The following is a 14,527-nucleotide window of genomic DNA, read 5'->3' as shown; positions in this document are numbered from 1 at the left end:
GCGGGCGGGGTGGGTATCTTCGCGCTGTGGCCACCCCGCCCCTCCGCCAGATGATCGCCGCCGTTGCCGAGGCCGTTAGGCCTCGGCGCGTGGTCTTGTTCGGCTCACACGCGGCGGGCGGGGCGGGCGAGGATTCAGACGTAGACCTGCTCGTGATTGAGGACGGGCCACTCGATGAGGCTGGCCGGGCGGATGAGATGGTCCGGCTGTGGGAGGCGCTGGCCCCGTTCCGCGTGCCAGCGGACATCCTCGTCTACACCGAGGAGGAGGTGGCCCAGTGGGGCGCGACGACAAACCACGCCGTCGCCCACGCGCTCCGCGAGGGGACCGTCGTGTACGAGCGGCCGTGACGGACCACGAGCACGGGCTGGCCCTCCTCGACCTCGCCCGGCGGGATTTCCGAACCGTCCGAGCGATGGGAGACGACCCCGCCTTCGCCGACGAGGTCGTCGGGTTCCACGCTCAGCAGGCAGCGGAGAAAGCGTTGAAGGCGTGGCTCGCAGCGGGCGGGGCGGCGTACGGGCGGACGCACGATCTCAGCGCCCTTCTTGGTATGCTGGAGTCCATGGGCTGTGATGTCGATCCGTTTCGCTCTCTCGTCCGCCTGAACGTGTTCGCGGTCCGATTTCGGTACGAGAGCCCCGGCCCGGGCACCCCCGTAGAGAGCCGGTCGGTCCTGGCAGACGACGTGGCCGAACTGGTTCGGCATGTCGAGGCGCAGATTGTACCGTAGCCGCCCCACGAGCGGAAGCGGGCGGCTCAGGCCTACAAGTAGAAGGCACGGACCGCTCCGCCCCGCCCCAGCGGGCGGAGTGGGCGACGCGGGAGATAGACCGAGTCGGCGCTGAGCTTTGCGCCGCCGGTGTAGGTGTCGCGCATGGCCGCCACCGACGCCCCCCCGGCCGAGCGAGCGGAGCTCGACGCGGGCCCCGCCCGCTCTCCGGCGTCGCCGCGCCGGCGGCCGCGTGGACGTTCGCGTTCCTGGTCCTGCGCATCTTCGCCGTGCCGGGGTGCGACTGGAACGCCCCGTTCGCCGTCAGCACCTTGAAACGGGGGTGGCGCCGTTAGCTTCCGCCGCATGGGACCGCTCGACCTGCTCACGCCGGAGCCCGCCCCGCCGTGGGGCGGCCCGCCGCCGCGGAACGCCTACGTCGAGCTCCACAACCTCATCGCGGCGGCCGAGCGGCCGTTCGAATTCGGGCCGTCCGACCGCGACCGGATCTCGGAGCGCTGGGCCGTCGACCTGGCGTCGTCGTTCCCGGCCGAGCGGCTCGCGCTCTACCAGACGCTCCTCGACGACGCCCTCGCGTCGGGCGACCTGAGCGGGGAGGAGCGGGCGCTGCTCGCCCACGTCGCCGACACGCTCGCCCTCACGGACGCCGACCTCCGCCCCGCCCACGAGCGCGCGTTCGCCGTCGCCGTCGAGGCCGCGGTCGCCGACGGCGCGCTCTCGGACGAGGAGCGCGACCTGCTCTACACGCTCCAGCACACGCTGGGCTTCGACCCCGCCGTCGCGGGCGGCGCCTACGACGTGTTCGCCCAGCGGCGCCTGCTCCAGGTCGCCGCCCACGCGCTGGCCGACGGCGTGGTGTCGCCGGACGAGGTGGACGAGATCGAGCGCATCGAGGGGGCGCTGAGCGTCGAGGTGCCGCGCGACCTCGCGGATCGGATCGCGCAGGCCGCAGCGCGGTGGGAGGCGGCGGCGGGCGGCAACGGCTCTCCAAGCGGCCTACCTCGCCGCCCCGCCCGCCCCGTGGGCGGGGCGGCCGTGCCCGTTCGCTCTGCCCCGTTCCGCGAGGCGGGGCGGTGGCAGGACGTCGACCTGAGGGCGCTCCGCACGTCGGGAGGTGCCGCCTTCCGCAGCGCCCTCGACCGGGGCGAGACGGCCGGATTCCGCGTCACCGGCGACGCCCTCACGGGCCGGCGGGCCGGCGGCCGCGTCGCCGTCCGAGGCGGGACGCTCACGCTGTCGTGGGCGGGGCAGCGCGAGGAGGTCCGGCTCTCGGCGCGGCGCCCGCCCCGCCGGTTCCTCAACGGCGTCCTCGTGCCCGTGACGCGGCGGCACGCCGTCTTGGTCGACGTCGAGGGCCGCGCCGACGCGCTCGTCGACGCCCTCACCGGCGGCCCCGCCCGCCCCGAAGCCCCCGACTGACAGGCCGCGGCGTCCGGGCGGTGGAGGAAGGCGCTCGCGTCCGAGATCCGGGCCGCTACCGAGGCGGGCGCGACGTGGGCGGGGTGGTGGCTCTTCCGCCGCCGCGTGCCGCCCCGCCCCGAGGCCGTCGCGCGCGCGCTGGGCGGGGCGGAGGACTCGTGGGACGGGCGGGGGACGGTCCGCGTCACGGACACGCACCTCGTGTTCGAGGGCGGGGGCGAGGTGCGGCGCACGTCGCGGCGCACCGTGGCCGCCGTCGTCCAGAGCGACCGCGTGCTCTGGGTCCGCCGGCGACGGGCGCATGACTGGGCCGTCCGTTTTGAGACGGAGGCCGAAGTCGCCCGCGTCGCCCAGGACCTCGGGGCTGAGCGGCAGACGCGGAGCCGCTTTCAGTCCACGTGGGACCTCCTGCCCTGACGAGGTTTCCGGGCGGGGCGGCCGTACAGCAGCGGGGGCAGAGCAGTCGGGGGCGGCCACCCCGCCCCGATGCCTGGCAGGGGTGGGCAGGGCCAACGCATTGGGACTGCCCCACCCGGGCCGCGCAGCTACTACGGCAGCGGGGGCGGGGCGGCGACGTTTTCGGCTGTCCTGCTCTGGCTCGCCCTTTGCACGGGGTTGGACGCACAACGTGGCGCGCGTCATTTAGGCCTGGACCTGCGGCGCGACGGCGTTCCATATTCGGGACTCGTTTGCTCATGTCGTGAGGTTCGGTCCCTCTCCAGAGGGAGGGCCGCGCCTCCACCATCCCCGGCTGCATGCCCCGCCACCCGTTCGCCTTCCTCGTCCACCCGCGCGCCGACGTCCGCCAAGACCTCGCACGAGCGTGGCCCCCGCTGGGGAAGGTGCCTCTCCGCCTGGTCGACCGAGCGGCTACGCTTCCCATCCCGCCGATCCCCGCAGGGTCTGTCTCCTACGCCGACGACCCCGATACCGTGGCGGGGTGGGTGATGCTGCTCCCCATCGGGGCCGAACAGATGCTCACGCTGGACCGCTCCTACGTCGTCGGCCGCATCAAGGGCGCGCTGGACTCGATCGCCAAGCGCGGCGTGAAGACCGTCACGCTCGGGGCGCTCACGTCGCCGGTGACTCGGGGTGGGCGGCTCGTGTGCGGACGGCCGGACCTCGGCGTTACGACCGGAAACGCGTTCACGGCCGCGGCGACGGTCCAGGCCATCGAGCGCCTGCTCCCGTGGTGCCCCTCCGATGACCCCCGCGTCGCGATCGTCGGGGCGACGGGGAGCGTCGGGTCGTGCGTCGTGCGCCTGCTCGCCGAGCGGCGGACGGTCTCGCGCCTCTCGGTCATCGCGCGGACCAAGACGAACGTCGAGCGCCTGGCCGCCGAGGTCTCTCGCCCCGGCTTTGACGTCACGGCCGAGACGACGATCGAGCGCGCGCGCGACGCCGACCTCGTGGTCCTGCTGACGAGCGCGGCGCGGGCCATCCTCGGGCCGGAGCACCTGAAGGAGGGGGCCGTCGTGCTCGACGACACGCAGCCCCGGAACACCTCGCCCTCGATCCTCACCGAGCGCCCGGACGTGTCCGTCGTCGACGGCGGCGTCATGGCGATGGTCGACGTCGACATCCGCGCCGACGTCGGGCTGCCGAAGGGGTCGAAGGCGGCCTACGCCTGCATGGCCGAGTCCATGCTCCTCGCGCTCGACGGCCACGAGGGCGACTTCGGCCTGGGCGCCCCGAAGGCGGAGCAGGCCCGGTACATGATGGACCTCGCGCACAAGTACCGGCGGTTCGGGTTCGACCTCGCCCCGCCGTTCTCGTTCTGTCAGCCGATGGGCGTCGGCTGGGAGGCGCCTCGCGGGGACGGCCAGGCCGGCGCCGCCGCGGGCCACCAGTGGGCGCCCGCGGCGCAGGGCGCGCGGGCATAGAGCCGCCCCGCCCGCCGAGTTCCGCGGGTTGAGCCCGAACAGGGCCGCCCCGCCCTCGGCGGAGGGCGGGGCGGCGAATGCAGGCGGAGCGGCACGGGACGCGCCTGGGGCGACCGCCCCGCCCCGTGCGCCCGACGGCCTGACGCGCGGGCTGGGCGGCCCCCGCCGCCGTCAGGCGTAGGTGTTGAGCATGACCGGCATGATGAGCATCAGGAGCTCCTCGCCGTCGGCCGGGTCGGCCGGCGAGACGACGCCGGCCCGGTTGGGCGACGAGAACTCGAAGACCGTGTCCTCGCCGTCCACGTTCGCCAGCACCTCCTGGAGGTACTGCGAGTTGAACCCGATCTCCATCGGGTCGGCGTCGTAGTCGCCGAGCACGCGCTCCTTGGCCTCGGACGCCCGCTCGATGTCCTCGGCCGAGACCACGAGCGCGTCGGACTCGAGCGCGAGCCGGATCTGGTGCGTCATCGACGACGAGTAGAGCGCGACGCGGCGGACGGCCGCCAGCATGGCCTCGCGGCCGACCGTCAGGCGCTTCTCGTTCTCGACCGGGATGACGGCCTCGTAGTTCGGGTACTGCTCCTCGATGAGCCGCCCGATCACCTGCGTGTCGCCAAAGTCGAACCCGACGTAGCCCTGCGCCACTCGGATCGTGGCCTCGCCGTCGCCGGCCGCCTTGCCCGCCAGCGACAGCGCCTTCTCGGGCACGATGACGTCGATGGGCTCCTCGGCGGTCAGCCCGTCGAGCATGAGCTTGACGAGGCGGTGGCCGTCCGTCGCCACGACGGTCGACTTGTCGGGGCGGATCTGGAACAGCACGCCCATCATGGCGGGGCGGAGCGCGTCCTTCGAGGCCGCGAACCCGGTCTTGTCGATGGCCCGCTTGACGAGCGCGGCGTCGGCCGTGACCACCTTGGCGTCGTCGAGGGCGGGGAGGGCGGGGTAGTCGCCGCCATCGTACCCGACCATCTTGTACCGGCCCTGGTCCGTCGTCAGCTCGACGTTGAACTCGCCGTCGGTGGCGACGGTCACGGGCAAGTCGGGGAGCGCGCGGAGCGTGTCGAGCAGGCGCCGCGCTGGGACCGCGATCCGCTGCTTCTCGTCGGTCCCGTTCTGCTCGAACGAGACGGCCACGCGCTGGACGATCGATATTTCGAGGTCGGTCGCCGCGATCTGGAGCGCGTCCCCGTCGCGCTCGAACAGGACGCTCTCGAGGATGGGCAGCGTGCTCTTCGACGGGACGGCCCCGCCGGCGGTCGAGAGCGCGCGGAGGAGGTCGGCGCTGGAGACGGTAAACTTCATGGCTCGGGGTGGATGCGGGGCGGGGCGGCCTCAGGGTCGGGGGGACCTGGGAAGGTAAACGGCGACGACGGCGCGGCGGTCCGCCCCGCCCGCGAAAAGTGGGGCGGGGCGGCCGGTCGTCTGCGGACCCGTAGCGGCGTTGCACGCAACGCCGTCTCTCCTGGATGCCCACCCCGCCCGGTCGAGGCCCATGGGCGGCCCGCCCTCAGCAACACGCGCGGCGCCCGAGCACGCGCCACCCCGCCCGAGCGCGGACACGACGCGTCGTGTCCCTACGGGTGCCAGGGCGGGGCGGCTCGATGTGAGCACCACCCCGCCCGCGCATGCCCCCCGTCCCTACCGCTGGTGCAGTTCCAGCTTTTTGCGCACCGCCACGACCATCTCGCGGAAGCTCGGGTCCGTCTCGATCTGGTCGTCCACCGACCGCACGGCGTGGATGACGGTCGAGTGGTCGCGGCCGCCGAAGTGGAGCCCGATCGTCTTGAGGCTGTGCTTCGTGATCTCCTTGGAGAAGTACATGGCCACCTGCCGCGCCTGGACCACCTCGCGCTTCCGCGTCCGCGCGCGGACGAGGTCCTCGGGGATGGCGAGGTAGTCGCACACGACCGACTGGATGGCCTCGATCGTCAGCTGCGGGCGGGACTCCTTGATGAGGTCCTTGAGCACGTCGCGGGCCAGGTCGAGGTCGATCTCGCGCGACGTGAGCGCGGCGTGGGCCTGGAGCCGGATGAGCGCGCCTTCGAGCTCGCGGATGTTGCTCTTGACGTGCGTCGCCACGTACTCGATCACCTCGTCGCGCACACGCGTGCCGTCGTCGGTCGCGCGCCGGTTGAGGATGGCGATGCGCGTCTCGACGTCCGGCGGCTGGACGTCGGCCGTGAGCCCCCACCCGAACCGGGACAGCAGGCGGTCCTCGATGCCGGCGATGTCGCGGGGCGGGCGGTCGCCCGAGAGCACGATCTGCTTGCCCTGCTGGTGGAGCTCGTTGAAGATGTGAAAGAACTCCTCCTGCGTCTTCTCCTTGCCCCCGAAAAACTGGACGTCGTCGACGATCAGGATGTCGATGCCGCGGTAGAACTGGCTGAACTCGTTGATCCGGTTGGTCTGGATCGACTGCACGAACTCGGCCGTGAACATCTCCGACGACACGTAGCGGACGGTCCGCGCGTGGCCGTTGGCGCGAGCGTAGTTGCCGATGGCCTGGATGAGGTGCGTCTTGCCCAGCCCGACGCCCCCGTAGATCATGAACGGGTTGAAGCTCGTGGCGCCGGGCGCCTGCGCGATCGACCACGCCGCGGCCCGCGCGAGCCGGTTGCAGTCGCCCTCGATAAACCGCTCGAAGGTGTACGAGTCGTTGAGGTGCGGGTCGACCTCGATGGGCCGCACGCCCGGAATCGCGAACGGGTGGGCGGGGTGGGCGGCCTCGGCGGCGGCCGGCGCCGCCGGGGCGGGGCGGCGGGCGGCTCCTCGCCCCGCGTCAGCGCGGTACGGGCGGCCGGCGTCGGGGCGCGCGTCGGCCGGCGGGCGGGGCGGCGTGACGCCGGCCGGGAGGTCGGCCGGCGGCGGGCGCTCGGACGCCGGCGGCGGGACGTTCGCCGGCTGCCGCGCCGGGAGCTCCATCGACGACCCCCGCCCGTGCCCGGCGCCCGCGGGCTCGTCGCGCTCGATGACGATGTCGTAGTACAGGCGCCCGCCCGGCCCCAAGACCTTCGTGATCGTCTTGCGGAGGAGCCCGAAGTAGTGCTCCTCGAGCCACTCGTAGTAGAACCGGCTGGGCAGCTGGACCGTCAGCTTGACCTCCCCGCCCTCCTCGACCAGCCCGACGGCGCGGAGCGGCTCGAACCACGTCCGAAAGCTCTGCCGGCTGATGTTGTCCCGGATGATGCCGAGGCACTCGGTCCAGACCTCGTCGCGGGAGCGGTCCATCGGCGGGGGTCTGGGGTGGGCGGGGTGGTGACGGGGCTCCGAATATCGGAACGGCCGGCTGCGCGCGGGGCGGGGGGCGGGCTCTTCGCCCAGAGTTGTCCACAGTCCGTGACGCCGGCTTCGACGAGAATCATCGCGTCCGGCGCGCCAGTGGCCTACGCTATCCACAGGCAGTGCACGGCTGAGGAGTGGGCGACTTGCGCGTTGTCCCGCAACGAGATGTGCGGATCGGATAAGATCCGGCACGGCCAAACGGCGCGAGTGGAGCGAGGTGCGCGGGGCGGGGTGGGCGCGGTGCCCGTTCGTTTTCCACAGCTTGTAAACGCGGCCCCTCGACCGTTGCGCGAGGCGCGTGGGCGGATCGCCTTGCCGGGCCGGGTGGGAAAGTCCTTACGACACGGCACAGCGTTTTCCTGGTGACCGGGCGGGGCGGGGAACGGCCCCGTTTGCCAACATCCCGTGAGGCCCTTGCCGCGCCCGCCGGGCGCCCTCTACCTTCCCTGGCTCCCGCCCGCGCGCCCCCGCGGCGCCGTTCTTTCACCGCCCGCCCCGCCCCGATGCTCCGGGTCCGAATCGCCCCGCTCCCCGACGGCCTCCACGACGAGACGCTCCGGCCGACGGCCGCGGACCTCGGCCTGGACCCCGACGTGTTCTCTGGCATCGAGGTGGACGTCCACCTCGACGTCGCTGAGCGCCGCGTGCTCGTGGCGTACACGGCGCGGGCGACGGCCCGCCTCGAGTGCGACCGGACGCTCGCGATGTACGACGAGCCCGTCGAGGCCGCGCACGCTGTCCTGTTCACGGCCGACGCTCCCGACGACGAGGACGACGACGTTCAGCCCCTGACCGACGACGCCGTCGAGGTGGACGTGGCCGACCCCGTCCGCGACACGCTCCTGCTGGCCCTCCCGCTCCGCCGCGTGTGCCCCGAGGCCCGCGACGCCGAGATCCCGACGGCGTTCGGCGGACCGGCCGAGGGCGAGCCGGCCGACGACCGCTGGGCGGCCCTCGAAGCGCTCCGCGCCGACGACGCCGACACCGACTAGACCACCGCCCCGCCCGGGGCTCTCCAGACCCCCCGCCCCATGGCCAACCCCAAACGCCGGCACTCCAAGGCCCGCACCGCCAAGCGCCGTTCCCAGTACAAGGTCAAAAACGTGCCGACCCCGCACGAGTGCCCCAACTGCGGCAACGCGAAGCTCATGCACCGCGCCTGCCCCACGTGCGGCCACTACCGCGGCCGGGCCGTCGTCGAGCGCCCGGACTACGTTTAGCGCCGGCGCCCCGAGCCGCCGCCCCGCCCCGCGCCCGCGCGGCCCCTGGTAGGGGCGCTGCGCGGGCGCCCCGCGTTCGGGCCGGGGTATCTTATCGGTCCCCTCTCCCGCCCCGCCCCGTCTGCCCATGCCCGTACGAGTCGCCGTCGACGCCATGGGCGGGGACCACGCGCCGGGCGTCGTCGTTGAGGGCGCGCTCGAGGCCGTCGCCGAGGCCGGCGACCGCCTGGCCGTCCTGCTCGTGGGCCGCGAGGCCGAGATCCGCGCCGAGGTCGAGAACCGGGGCGGGGCGGAGGACGACCGGCTCCGCGTCGTCGACGCGCCCGAGGTCATCGGGATGGGCGAGGCCGCGACCGAGGCCCTCAAGCGGAAGCCGGACTCGTCGATCCACCGCGGGATCGGGGCCGTCAAGGCCGGCCGCGCCGACGCCTTCGCGTCGGCCGGCAACACGGGCGCCGTCATGGCGGCGGCTCTCTTCGGGCTCGGCCGGCTGCCGGGCGTGCTCCGCCCCGCCCTCCCGGGCTACCTCCCCACGCCGACCGGGACGTGCGTGCTCCTCGACGTCGGCGCCAACGTCGAGGTCCGCCCCGAGCACCTGGTCCAGTTTGCGCGCATGGGCGCCGTGTTCGGCGAGTTCTTCCTCGACCGCGAGGACCCGACCGTCGGGCTCGTGAACGTGGGCGAGGAGCCGGGCAAGGGGACCGACACCGTAAAGGAGGTCTACGAGGCGCTCCGCGCGCTCGGCGACCGCGGCGCCATCCACTTCGTGGGCAACGTCGAGGGCCGCGACATCCTGCGCCACGGGGCCGACGTCTGCGTCTGCGACGGGTTCGTGGGCAACGTGGTCCTCAAGCTGGCCGAGTCCGTCTCGACGATCCTCCCCGACCTCGTCCGCGCCGAGATCGGGCGCCAGGGGCTCGGCGCCGACCACGCCCGGACCGTGGGCGGGGTGCTCCGTGGCATGCTGGCCCCGTTCGACTACCAGGCCCACGGGGGTGTCCCCATGCTGGGCATCGACGGGACGGTCGTCATCGGCCACGGCGGCTCGACGGCCCGGGCCATCCGCCAGATGGTGCTCTCCGCCGCCCGGCTCGTCGAGCAGAACCTGACGTCGCGGATCGCCCGCGCCCTCGCCGACGACGACGCCCCGCCCCACCCGTAATCCCACCCCGGGCGGGGCGGCACGCGGGGCGGGGTGGCCCGCCCCGCCCGCCCCGCCCCTCGCCCCCCAACCCCATGGCCGAGACGCCCCGCCGGACCGCCGCCATCACGTCGGTCGGTCACTACCTCCCGCCGGACCGGCTCACGAACGCCGACCTCGAGAAGATCGTCGACACCAGCGACGAGTGGATCCGAACGCGGACCGGAGTCCGCGAGCGGCGCATCCTGCGCGACGAGACCAAGGCCACGTCGTTCATGGCGACGGAGGCGGCCCGCGAGTGCCTCGCCAAGGCCGGCGTCGACGCCGAGGACATCGGCTGCATCCTCGTCGCCACGGTCTCGCCCGACATGGTCTTCCCGGCCACGGCCTGCCTCGTCCAGAACCAGCTGGGGGCGACGAACGCGTGGGGCTACGACATCTCGGCGGCGTGCTCGGGGTTCCTGTTCGCGCTCACGACCGGGGCCAAGCTCGTCGAGTCGGGGATGCACGACCGCGTGCTCGTCATCGGCGCCGACACCATGAGCCGGATCATCGACTACACCGACCGGACGACGTGCGTCATCTTCGGCGACGGCGCCGGCGCCGTGCTCCTCGAACCCGCGACCGACGAGACGGGCCTGCTCGACAGCGTCCAGCACGTCGACGGCTCGAACGCCGAGGCGCTCAACATGCCCGCCGGCGGGTCGCGCCACCCCGCCACGCACGAGACGGTCGACGCCCGGATGCATTTTCTGAAGCAGGACGGGCGGACCGTCTTTAAGCGGGCCGTCGTGGGCATGGCCGAGGCGGCGGCCGAGATCATGGACCGCAACGACCTGGCCGCCGAGGACATCCGCTACCTCGTGCCGCACCAGGCCAACCTCCGCATCATCGAGGCGACGGCCAAGCGGATGGGGATCGGGTCGGACCAGGTGATGGTCAACATCCAGCGGTACGGGAACACGACGGCCGCCACGATCCCGCTCTGCCTCTCTGACTGGGAGCCCCAGCTCCGGCGCGGCGACAACCTCGTCCTCGCCGCCTTCGGCGGCGGCTTCTCCTGGGGCGCGACGTGGATCAAGTGGGCCTACGATGGGGCAAAGGGTGAGGGGTGACGAGTGAGGAGCACGCCGCTCGTCTCGACCACCCCGCCCGCATTTCGCCCTTTGCTCGTCACTCTTTACTCGTAACCCGCTGTGACCGCTTTCCTCTTCCCCGGCCAGGGCGCCCAGGCGCCCGGGATGGGCGCCGATCTGTACGAGGCGCACCCCGAGGCCCGCGCCCTGTTCGACGAGGCCGACGCCGTGCTGGGCTTCGCCCTCACCGACGTCATGTTCGGCGACGACGCCGAGGCGCTCGTGCCAACCGAGGTCACGCAGCCGGCGCTCTACGCGCACAGCCTGGCGGCGAACGCCGTGCTCGCGGCGCGCGGCCTCCGCCCCGCCCTCGCTGCCGGCCACAGCCTGGGCGAGTGGAGCGCGCTCGCCGCCGTCGGCGCGCTCTCGTTCGCCGACGGGCTCCGGGCCGTCCGCCGCCGCGGCGAGCTGATGGCGCAGGCTGGCGACGTGCGCCCCGGCGCCATGTCGGCCGTCCTCGGGCTGGACGACGACGCGCTCGAAGCCGCGTGCCGTGAGGCGAGCGGGGGCGGGGCGGGCGAGGTGGTCCCGGCCAACTACAACAGCCCAGGCCAGATCGTGATCTCGGGCGACGAGGCCGCCGTCGAGCGGGCGGGGCGGCTGGCCGAGGAGGCCGGCGCGCGCCGCGTGGTGCCGCTCACGGTCTCGGGCGCGTTCCACAGCCCGCTCATGGCGTTCGCCCGCGACGGCCTGGCCGAGACGCTGGAGGCGCTGGAGATCTCGGAGCCGTCGTGCCCCGTCGTCCTCAACGTGACGGCCGAGCCCACGACCGATCCCGACGAGATCCGCCGGCGCCTGCTGGAGCAGCTCACGTCGCCGGTCCGCTGGGCGCAGTCGGTCCAGCGGATGGCGGACGAGGGCGCGACGCGGTTCGTGGAGGTCGGCACGGGCCGCGTGCTCTCGGGGCTGGTCAAGAAGACGCTCGGGCGGGGCGCCGAGACGGTCCAGGTCGGGACGGCGGCGGACCTGGAGAGTCTGGCCTGACCACCCCGGGCGGGGCGGGGCCGAGCCGTCGCCCTGGGCGGCCTCGCCCCGAAGCGCCACACCGCGGCGCCTCCGCGACCGACGTGCGCCCGACGTGGGCGGGGCGGTCCAGCGCGCCGCCCCGCCCGCGCGATCTTCCGCCTTCCTCGTTTCGCCTCCCGCCCTCGCAAATGACCCTCGACCTCACCGACAAGAACGTCCTCGTCACCGGCGGCACGCGCGGCATCGGCCGCGCCGTCGTCGAGGCCGCGGCCGGCGCCGGCGCGCGCGTCGCGTTCACCTACCGCTCGTCCTCGGACACGGCCGACCAGCTCGTCCAGGACCTGGGCGGGGCGGACCGCGCGCTCGCCTTCCAGGCCGACGCTGCGAGCGCCGAGGACGCCCAGGCCGCCGTCGCCGCCGTTACGGACGCGTGGGGCACGATCGACGGGCTCGTCGTCAACGCCGGCATCACGCGCGACGGGCTCATGATCCGCATGGACGAGCGCGCGTGGCAGGACGTGATCGACACGAACCTGACCGGCGCGTTCCACGTCTGCAAGGCGGCCTACCGGCCGATGATGAAGCAGCGCGGCGGCTCGATCGTCGCCGTCTCGTCGGTCGTCGGCGTGACGGGGAACGCGGGGCAGGCGAACTACGCGGCCTCGAAGGCCGGGCTCATCGGGTTCACCAAGAGCCTGGCCCGCGAGCTGGGCGGGCGGGGCGTCCGCGCCAACGTCGTCGCGCCGGGCTACGTGGACACCGACATGACGGCGGACCTGGGCGGGGCGGCGATGGAGGCCATGCAGGGCCAGATCCCGCTCGGTCGGACGGGCCGGCCCGAGGAGATCGCCTCGGCCATCCTGTTCCTCCTTTCGGACGCCGCCTCCTACGTGACCGGCCACGTCCTCCACGTCGACGGCGGGATGGCGATGTAGTCCGCCTGCACGAGGGCGGGCGGAGCACGAGGGCGGGGCGGGGCGGAAGTTGCGGCCACCCCGCCCGCTCCTCAGTCCTGCGGGCGGGGCGGGGCGAGACGGCTGTGGACGGCCTTGACCGTCACCGCCCCCTCGCCCACGGCCCCGGCCACGCGCTTCGTCGACCCCGCGCGGACGTCGCCGACAGCGAACACGCCGGGCAGGCTGGTCTCGAACGTCGTCGGCCGCTGGCCGTCGGGCCAGACCGCGGCGTCGAGGTCGGCCACGTCGGACCCGGTGCGGATGAACCCGTGGTCGTCGAGCGTGAGCCCGAGCGCGCCGTTGTCCTGGCCGGGGCGGAGTCAGTCGGTGCACGGCTCGACGCCGATAAACACGAACAGGCCCGGCGTCTCGACGTGCTCCCGCGTGCCGGCCTCGGTGTCCTCCAGGTCGACGCCGCCCAGCGCCTCGCGGCCGTTGGAGGCGCCGTCGCCGCAGAGCCCCACCACCTCGGTGTGGAGGCGGACCTCGATGCGGTCGGAGGCCTCGACGCGGTCGGCGAGGTACTGGCTCATGCTCGCACTCAGGTCGCCGCCGCGCACGGCGAGGAGTACGCGCTCGGTCCGCTCGGACAGGAACATAGCCGCCTGCCCCGCCGAGTTGCCGCCGCCCACGACCACGGCCGTCCGGTCGCGGCAGCTCGGGGCCTCCAGCTCCGTCGCCGCGTAGTACACGCCGGCCCCCTCGAACTGGCGGAGGTTCGGGATCGGCAGCCGCCGGTAGTTGGCGCCCGTCGCCAGCACGACGACGCGGGCGCGGACCGCCCCGCCCTCGGCGAACGACACGGCGTAGCCGTCGCCGTCGCGGCGGAGCGCGTCGGCCCGGTGCGGCGTGACGAACCGGGCGCCGAACTTGTGGGCCTGGAGCGTCGCCCGCGTGGCCAGCTCCGTCCCCGTGATGCCGGACGGGAACCCGAGGTAGTTCTCGATCCGCGACGACCACGACGCCTGCCCGCCCGCCCCGATCTCGTCCATGAGGACCGTCGAGAGCCCCTCGGACGCGCCGTAGACGGCCGCCGCCAAGCCGGCCGGCCCCGCCCCCACGATCACGAGGTCGGAGACGCTGTCCGGGGGCGGCTCGCGGCCGATCCCGACCGCGTCGGCCAGTTCGAGGAGCGTGGGGTTGTCGAGCGTGGTCTCGGACCCCCAGAAGACTAGCGGGCCGCCCTCGTCCAAATCCTCGACCGACCGCCCGTGCTCGGCCAGGACCTCGGCGGCCTCGTCGGGCGCGTCCTCGGGGTCGAGCCAGCGGTACGGGAGGTAGTTCCGCCGCGCGAACTCGGCCAGGCGAACCGCATCAGGGTTCGTCTGCGACCCGACGATCTGGAGTCCCGACCCGCTCGCGGAGACGATCCCGCGCCGAGCTGTGAACGCGTCGAGTACGGTCTCCGCGAGGTCCGTGTCTGACCCGACGAGCTCGCGGAACCGCTCGGCCGGCACCTCGAGCACCACCCCGCCCTCGTCTACGCGGGCCGTCGCGTAGACGGCCTCGCCCAAGAGCAGGCCGATCTCGCCCAGGAAGTGCCCCGGCCCAAGCGGCTCCGGCGACAGCGGTCGCTCGCACGCGGGGTCCTCGAACACCTCGACCGCCCCGCTCAGGACGACGAAAAAGTCGTAGGCGTCGTCGCCCTCGCGGAACAGGAGGTCGCCGGGCTCGACGGCCCGCTCGTGGCCGACGGCGCGCAGCCGGTCGAGCTGGGCGTCGGTGAGCGTGGGGAAGGGGGCAGCGTCCACAGAGGGCGGGGCGGGGTGGAGCCGCCGTACCCCGCGCCCG

General features: G+C 73.7%; 15 protein-coding genes. 11 read left to right on the top strand and 4 right to left on the bottom strand.

Annotated features, from left to right (window positions below; all coding sequences use genetic code 11):
- Nucleotides 1-26: 26 nt before the first annotated feature.
- The 5 genes from RQM47_RS02060 (at nucleotide 27) to RQM47_RS02040 (ending at nucleotide 4,035) form a co-directional block, all read left to right on the top strand.
- Nucleotides 27-350 (top strand): nucleotidyltransferase domain-containing protein, encoded by a 324-nt coding sequence (locus RQM47_RS02060; RefSeq protein WP_311662409.1) that lies wholly within the window; start codon nucleotides 27-29, stop codon nucleotides 348-350.
- The gene (locus RQM47_RS02055) at nucleotides 347-733 is read left to right on the top strand and encodes a HEPN domain-containing protein (RefSeq protein ID WP_311662410.1); all 387 of its coding nucleotides are present in this window, start codon (nucleotides 347-349) and stop codon (nucleotides 731-733) included. The genes RQM47_RS02060 and RQM47_RS02055 overlap by 4 nt, the downstream gene beginning before the upstream one ends.
- 345 nt (nucleotides 734-1,078) lie before the next feature.
- Nucleotides 1,079-2,152: a hypothetical protein gene (locus RQM47_RS02050; protein ID WP_311662411.1), complete on the top strand. Its 1,074-nt coding sequence runs from the start codon at nucleotides 1,079-1,081 to the stop codon at nucleotides 2,150-2,152.
- Nucleotides 2,153-2,257: 105 nt separating this feature from the next.
- Nucleotides 2,258-2,569, top strand: a complete 312-nt coding sequence (locus RQM47_RS02045; protein ID WP_311662412.1) for a hypothetical protein — start codon at nucleotides 2,258-2,260, stop codon at nucleotides 2,567-2,569.
- A gap of 338 nt (nucleotides 2,570-2,907) precedes the next feature.
- On the top strand, nucleotides 2,908-4,035 hold the full coding sequence (locus RQM47_RS02040) for a saccharopine dehydrogenase NADP-binding domain-containing protein (RefSeq protein WP_311662413.1): 1,128 nt from the start codon (nucleotides 2,908-2,910) through the stop codon (nucleotides 4,033-4,035).
- A gap of 171 nt (nucleotides 4,036-4,206) precedes the next feature.
- Here the strand turns inward: RQM47_RS02040 and dnaN are convergent, their stop codons facing one another.
- Nucleotides 4,207-5,337 (bottom strand): DNA polymerase III subunit beta, encoded by a 1,131-nt coding sequence (gene dnaN / locus RQM47_RS02035; protein ID WP_311662414.1) that lies wholly within the window; start codon nucleotides 5,335-5,337, stop codon nucleotides 4,207-4,209.
- A 336-nt stretch (nucleotides 5,338-5,673) separates the two neighbouring features.
- A complete protein-coding gene (gene dnaA, locus RQM47_RS02030) occupies nucleotides 5,674-7,263 on the bottom strand; it encodes a chromosomal replication initiator protein DnaA (RefSeq protein WP_314007193.1) in 1,590 nt (529 codons plus the stop codon).
- A 557-nt stretch (nucleotides 7,264-7,820) separates the two neighbouring features.
- On the opposite strand from dnaA, the gene RQM47_RS02025 reads away from it, so the two are divergent.
- The 6 genes from RQM47_RS02025 to fabG all read left to right on the top strand — a co-directional run bounded on the left by RQM47_RS02025 (nucleotide 7,821) and on the right by fabG (nucleotide 12,715).
- Nucleotides 7,821-8,309, top strand: coding sequence for a DUF177 domain-containing protein (locus RQM47_RS02025; RefSeq protein WP_311662416.1), 489 nt, complete (start codon nucleotides 7,821-7,823; stop codon nucleotides 8,307-8,309).
- A 39-nt stretch (nucleotides 8,310-8,348) separates the two neighbouring features.
- Nucleotides 8,349-8,537: a 50S ribosomal protein L32 gene (rpmF, locus tag RQM47_RS02020; protein WP_311662417.1), complete on the top strand. Its 189-nt coding sequence runs from the start codon at nucleotides 8,349-8,351 to the stop codon at nucleotides 8,535-8,537.
- Between the two features lie 127 nt (nucleotides 8,538-8,664).
- On the top strand, nucleotides 8,665-9,699 hold the full coding sequence (gene plsX / locus RQM47_RS02015; protein ID WP_311662418.1) for a phosphate acyltransferase PlsX: 1,035 nt from the start codon (nucleotides 8,665-8,667) through the stop codon (nucleotides 9,697-9,699).
- Nucleotides 9,700-9,773: 74 nt separating this feature from the next.
- The gene (locus RQM47_RS02010; RefSeq protein WP_311662419.1) at nucleotides 9,774-10,793 is read left to right on the top strand and encodes a beta-ketoacyl-ACP synthase III; all 1,020 of its coding nucleotides are present in this window, start codon (nucleotides 9,774-9,776) and stop codon (nucleotides 10,791-10,793) included.
- A gap of 81 nt (nucleotides 10,794-10,874) precedes the next feature.
- Entirely contained in the window at nucleotides 10,875-11,798 is a 924-nt protein-coding gene (gene fabD, locus RQM47_RS02005; protein WP_311662420.1) for an ACP S-malonyltransferase, read from the top strand.
- Nucleotides 11,799-11,968: 170 nt separating this feature from the next.
- The gene (fabG, locus tag RQM47_RS02000) at nucleotides 11,969-12,715 is read left to right on the top strand and encodes a 3-oxoacyl-[acyl-carrier-protein] reductase (protein ID WP_311662421.1); all 747 of its coding nucleotides are present in this window, start codon (nucleotides 11,969-11,971) and stop codon (nucleotides 12,713-12,715) included.
- A gap of 71 nt (nucleotides 12,716-12,786) precedes the next feature.
- On the opposite strand, the gene RQM47_RS01995 is transcribed toward fabG, so the two are convergent.
- Together RQM47_RS01995 and RQM47_RS01990 are read right to left on the bottom strand one after the other, a co-directional pair.
- Nucleotides 12,787-12,981 (bottom strand): hypothetical protein, encoded by a 195-nt coding sequence (locus tag RQM47_RS01995; protein WP_314007192.1) that lies wholly within the window; start codon nucleotides 12,979-12,981, stop codon nucleotides 12,787-12,789.
- Between the two features lie 75 nt (nucleotides 12,982-13,056).
- A complete protein-coding gene (locus tag RQM47_RS01990) occupies nucleotides 13,057-14,487 on the bottom strand; it encodes an FAD-dependent oxidoreductase (protein ID WP_314007189.1) in 1,431 nt (476 codons plus the stop codon).
- Nucleotides 14,488-14,527 lie beyond the last annotated feature (40 nt).

This window comes from Rubrivirga sp. S365 (assembly GCF_032248475.1).
Lineage (GTDB): Bacteria > Bacteroidota > Rhodothermia > Rhodothermales > Rubricoccaceae > Rubrivirga > Rubrivirga litoralis.
This window is presented reverse-complemented; position numbering and strand designations above follow the sequence as displayed.

Excerpts from the sequence above, each read along its gene's own strand:
- RQM47_RS02040 (WP_311662413.1), top strand. The coding sequence starts at position 2,908 with ATGCCCCGCCACCCGTTCGCCTTCCTCGTCCACCCGCGCGCCGACGTC.
- RQM47_RS02010 (WP_311662419.1), top strand. The coding sequence starts at position 9,774 with ATGGCCGAGACGCCCCGCCGGACCGCCGCCATCACGTCGGTCGGTCAC.
- plsX (WP_311662418.1), top strand. The coding sequence starts at position 8,665 with ATGCCCGTACGAGTCGCCGTCGACGCCATGGGCGGGGACCACGCGCCG.
- dnaN (WP_311662414.1), bottom strand. The coding sequence starts at position 5,337 with ATGAAGTTTACCGTCTCCAGCGCCGACCTCCTCCGCGCGCTCTCGACC.
- dnaA (WP_314007193.1), bottom strand. The coding sequence starts at position 7,263 with ATGGACCGCTCCCGCGACGAGGTCTGGACCGAGTGCCTCGGCATCATC.
- rpmF (WP_311662417.1), top strand. The coding sequence starts at position 8,349 with ATGGCCAACCCCAAACGCCGGCACTCCAAGGCCCGCACCGCCAAGCGC.
- RQM47_RS02050 (WP_311662411.1), top strand. The coding sequence starts at position 1,079 with ATGGGACCGCTCGACCTGCTCACGCCGGAGCCCGCCCCGCCGTGGGGC.
- RQM47_RS02025 (WP_311662416.1), top strand. The coding sequence starts at position 7,821 with ATGCTCCGGGTCCGAATCGCCCCGCTCCCCGACGGCCTCCACGACGAG.
- fabG (WP_311662421.1), top strand. The coding sequence starts at position 11,969 with ATGACCCTCGACCTCACCGACAAGAACGTCCTCGTCACCGGCGGCACG.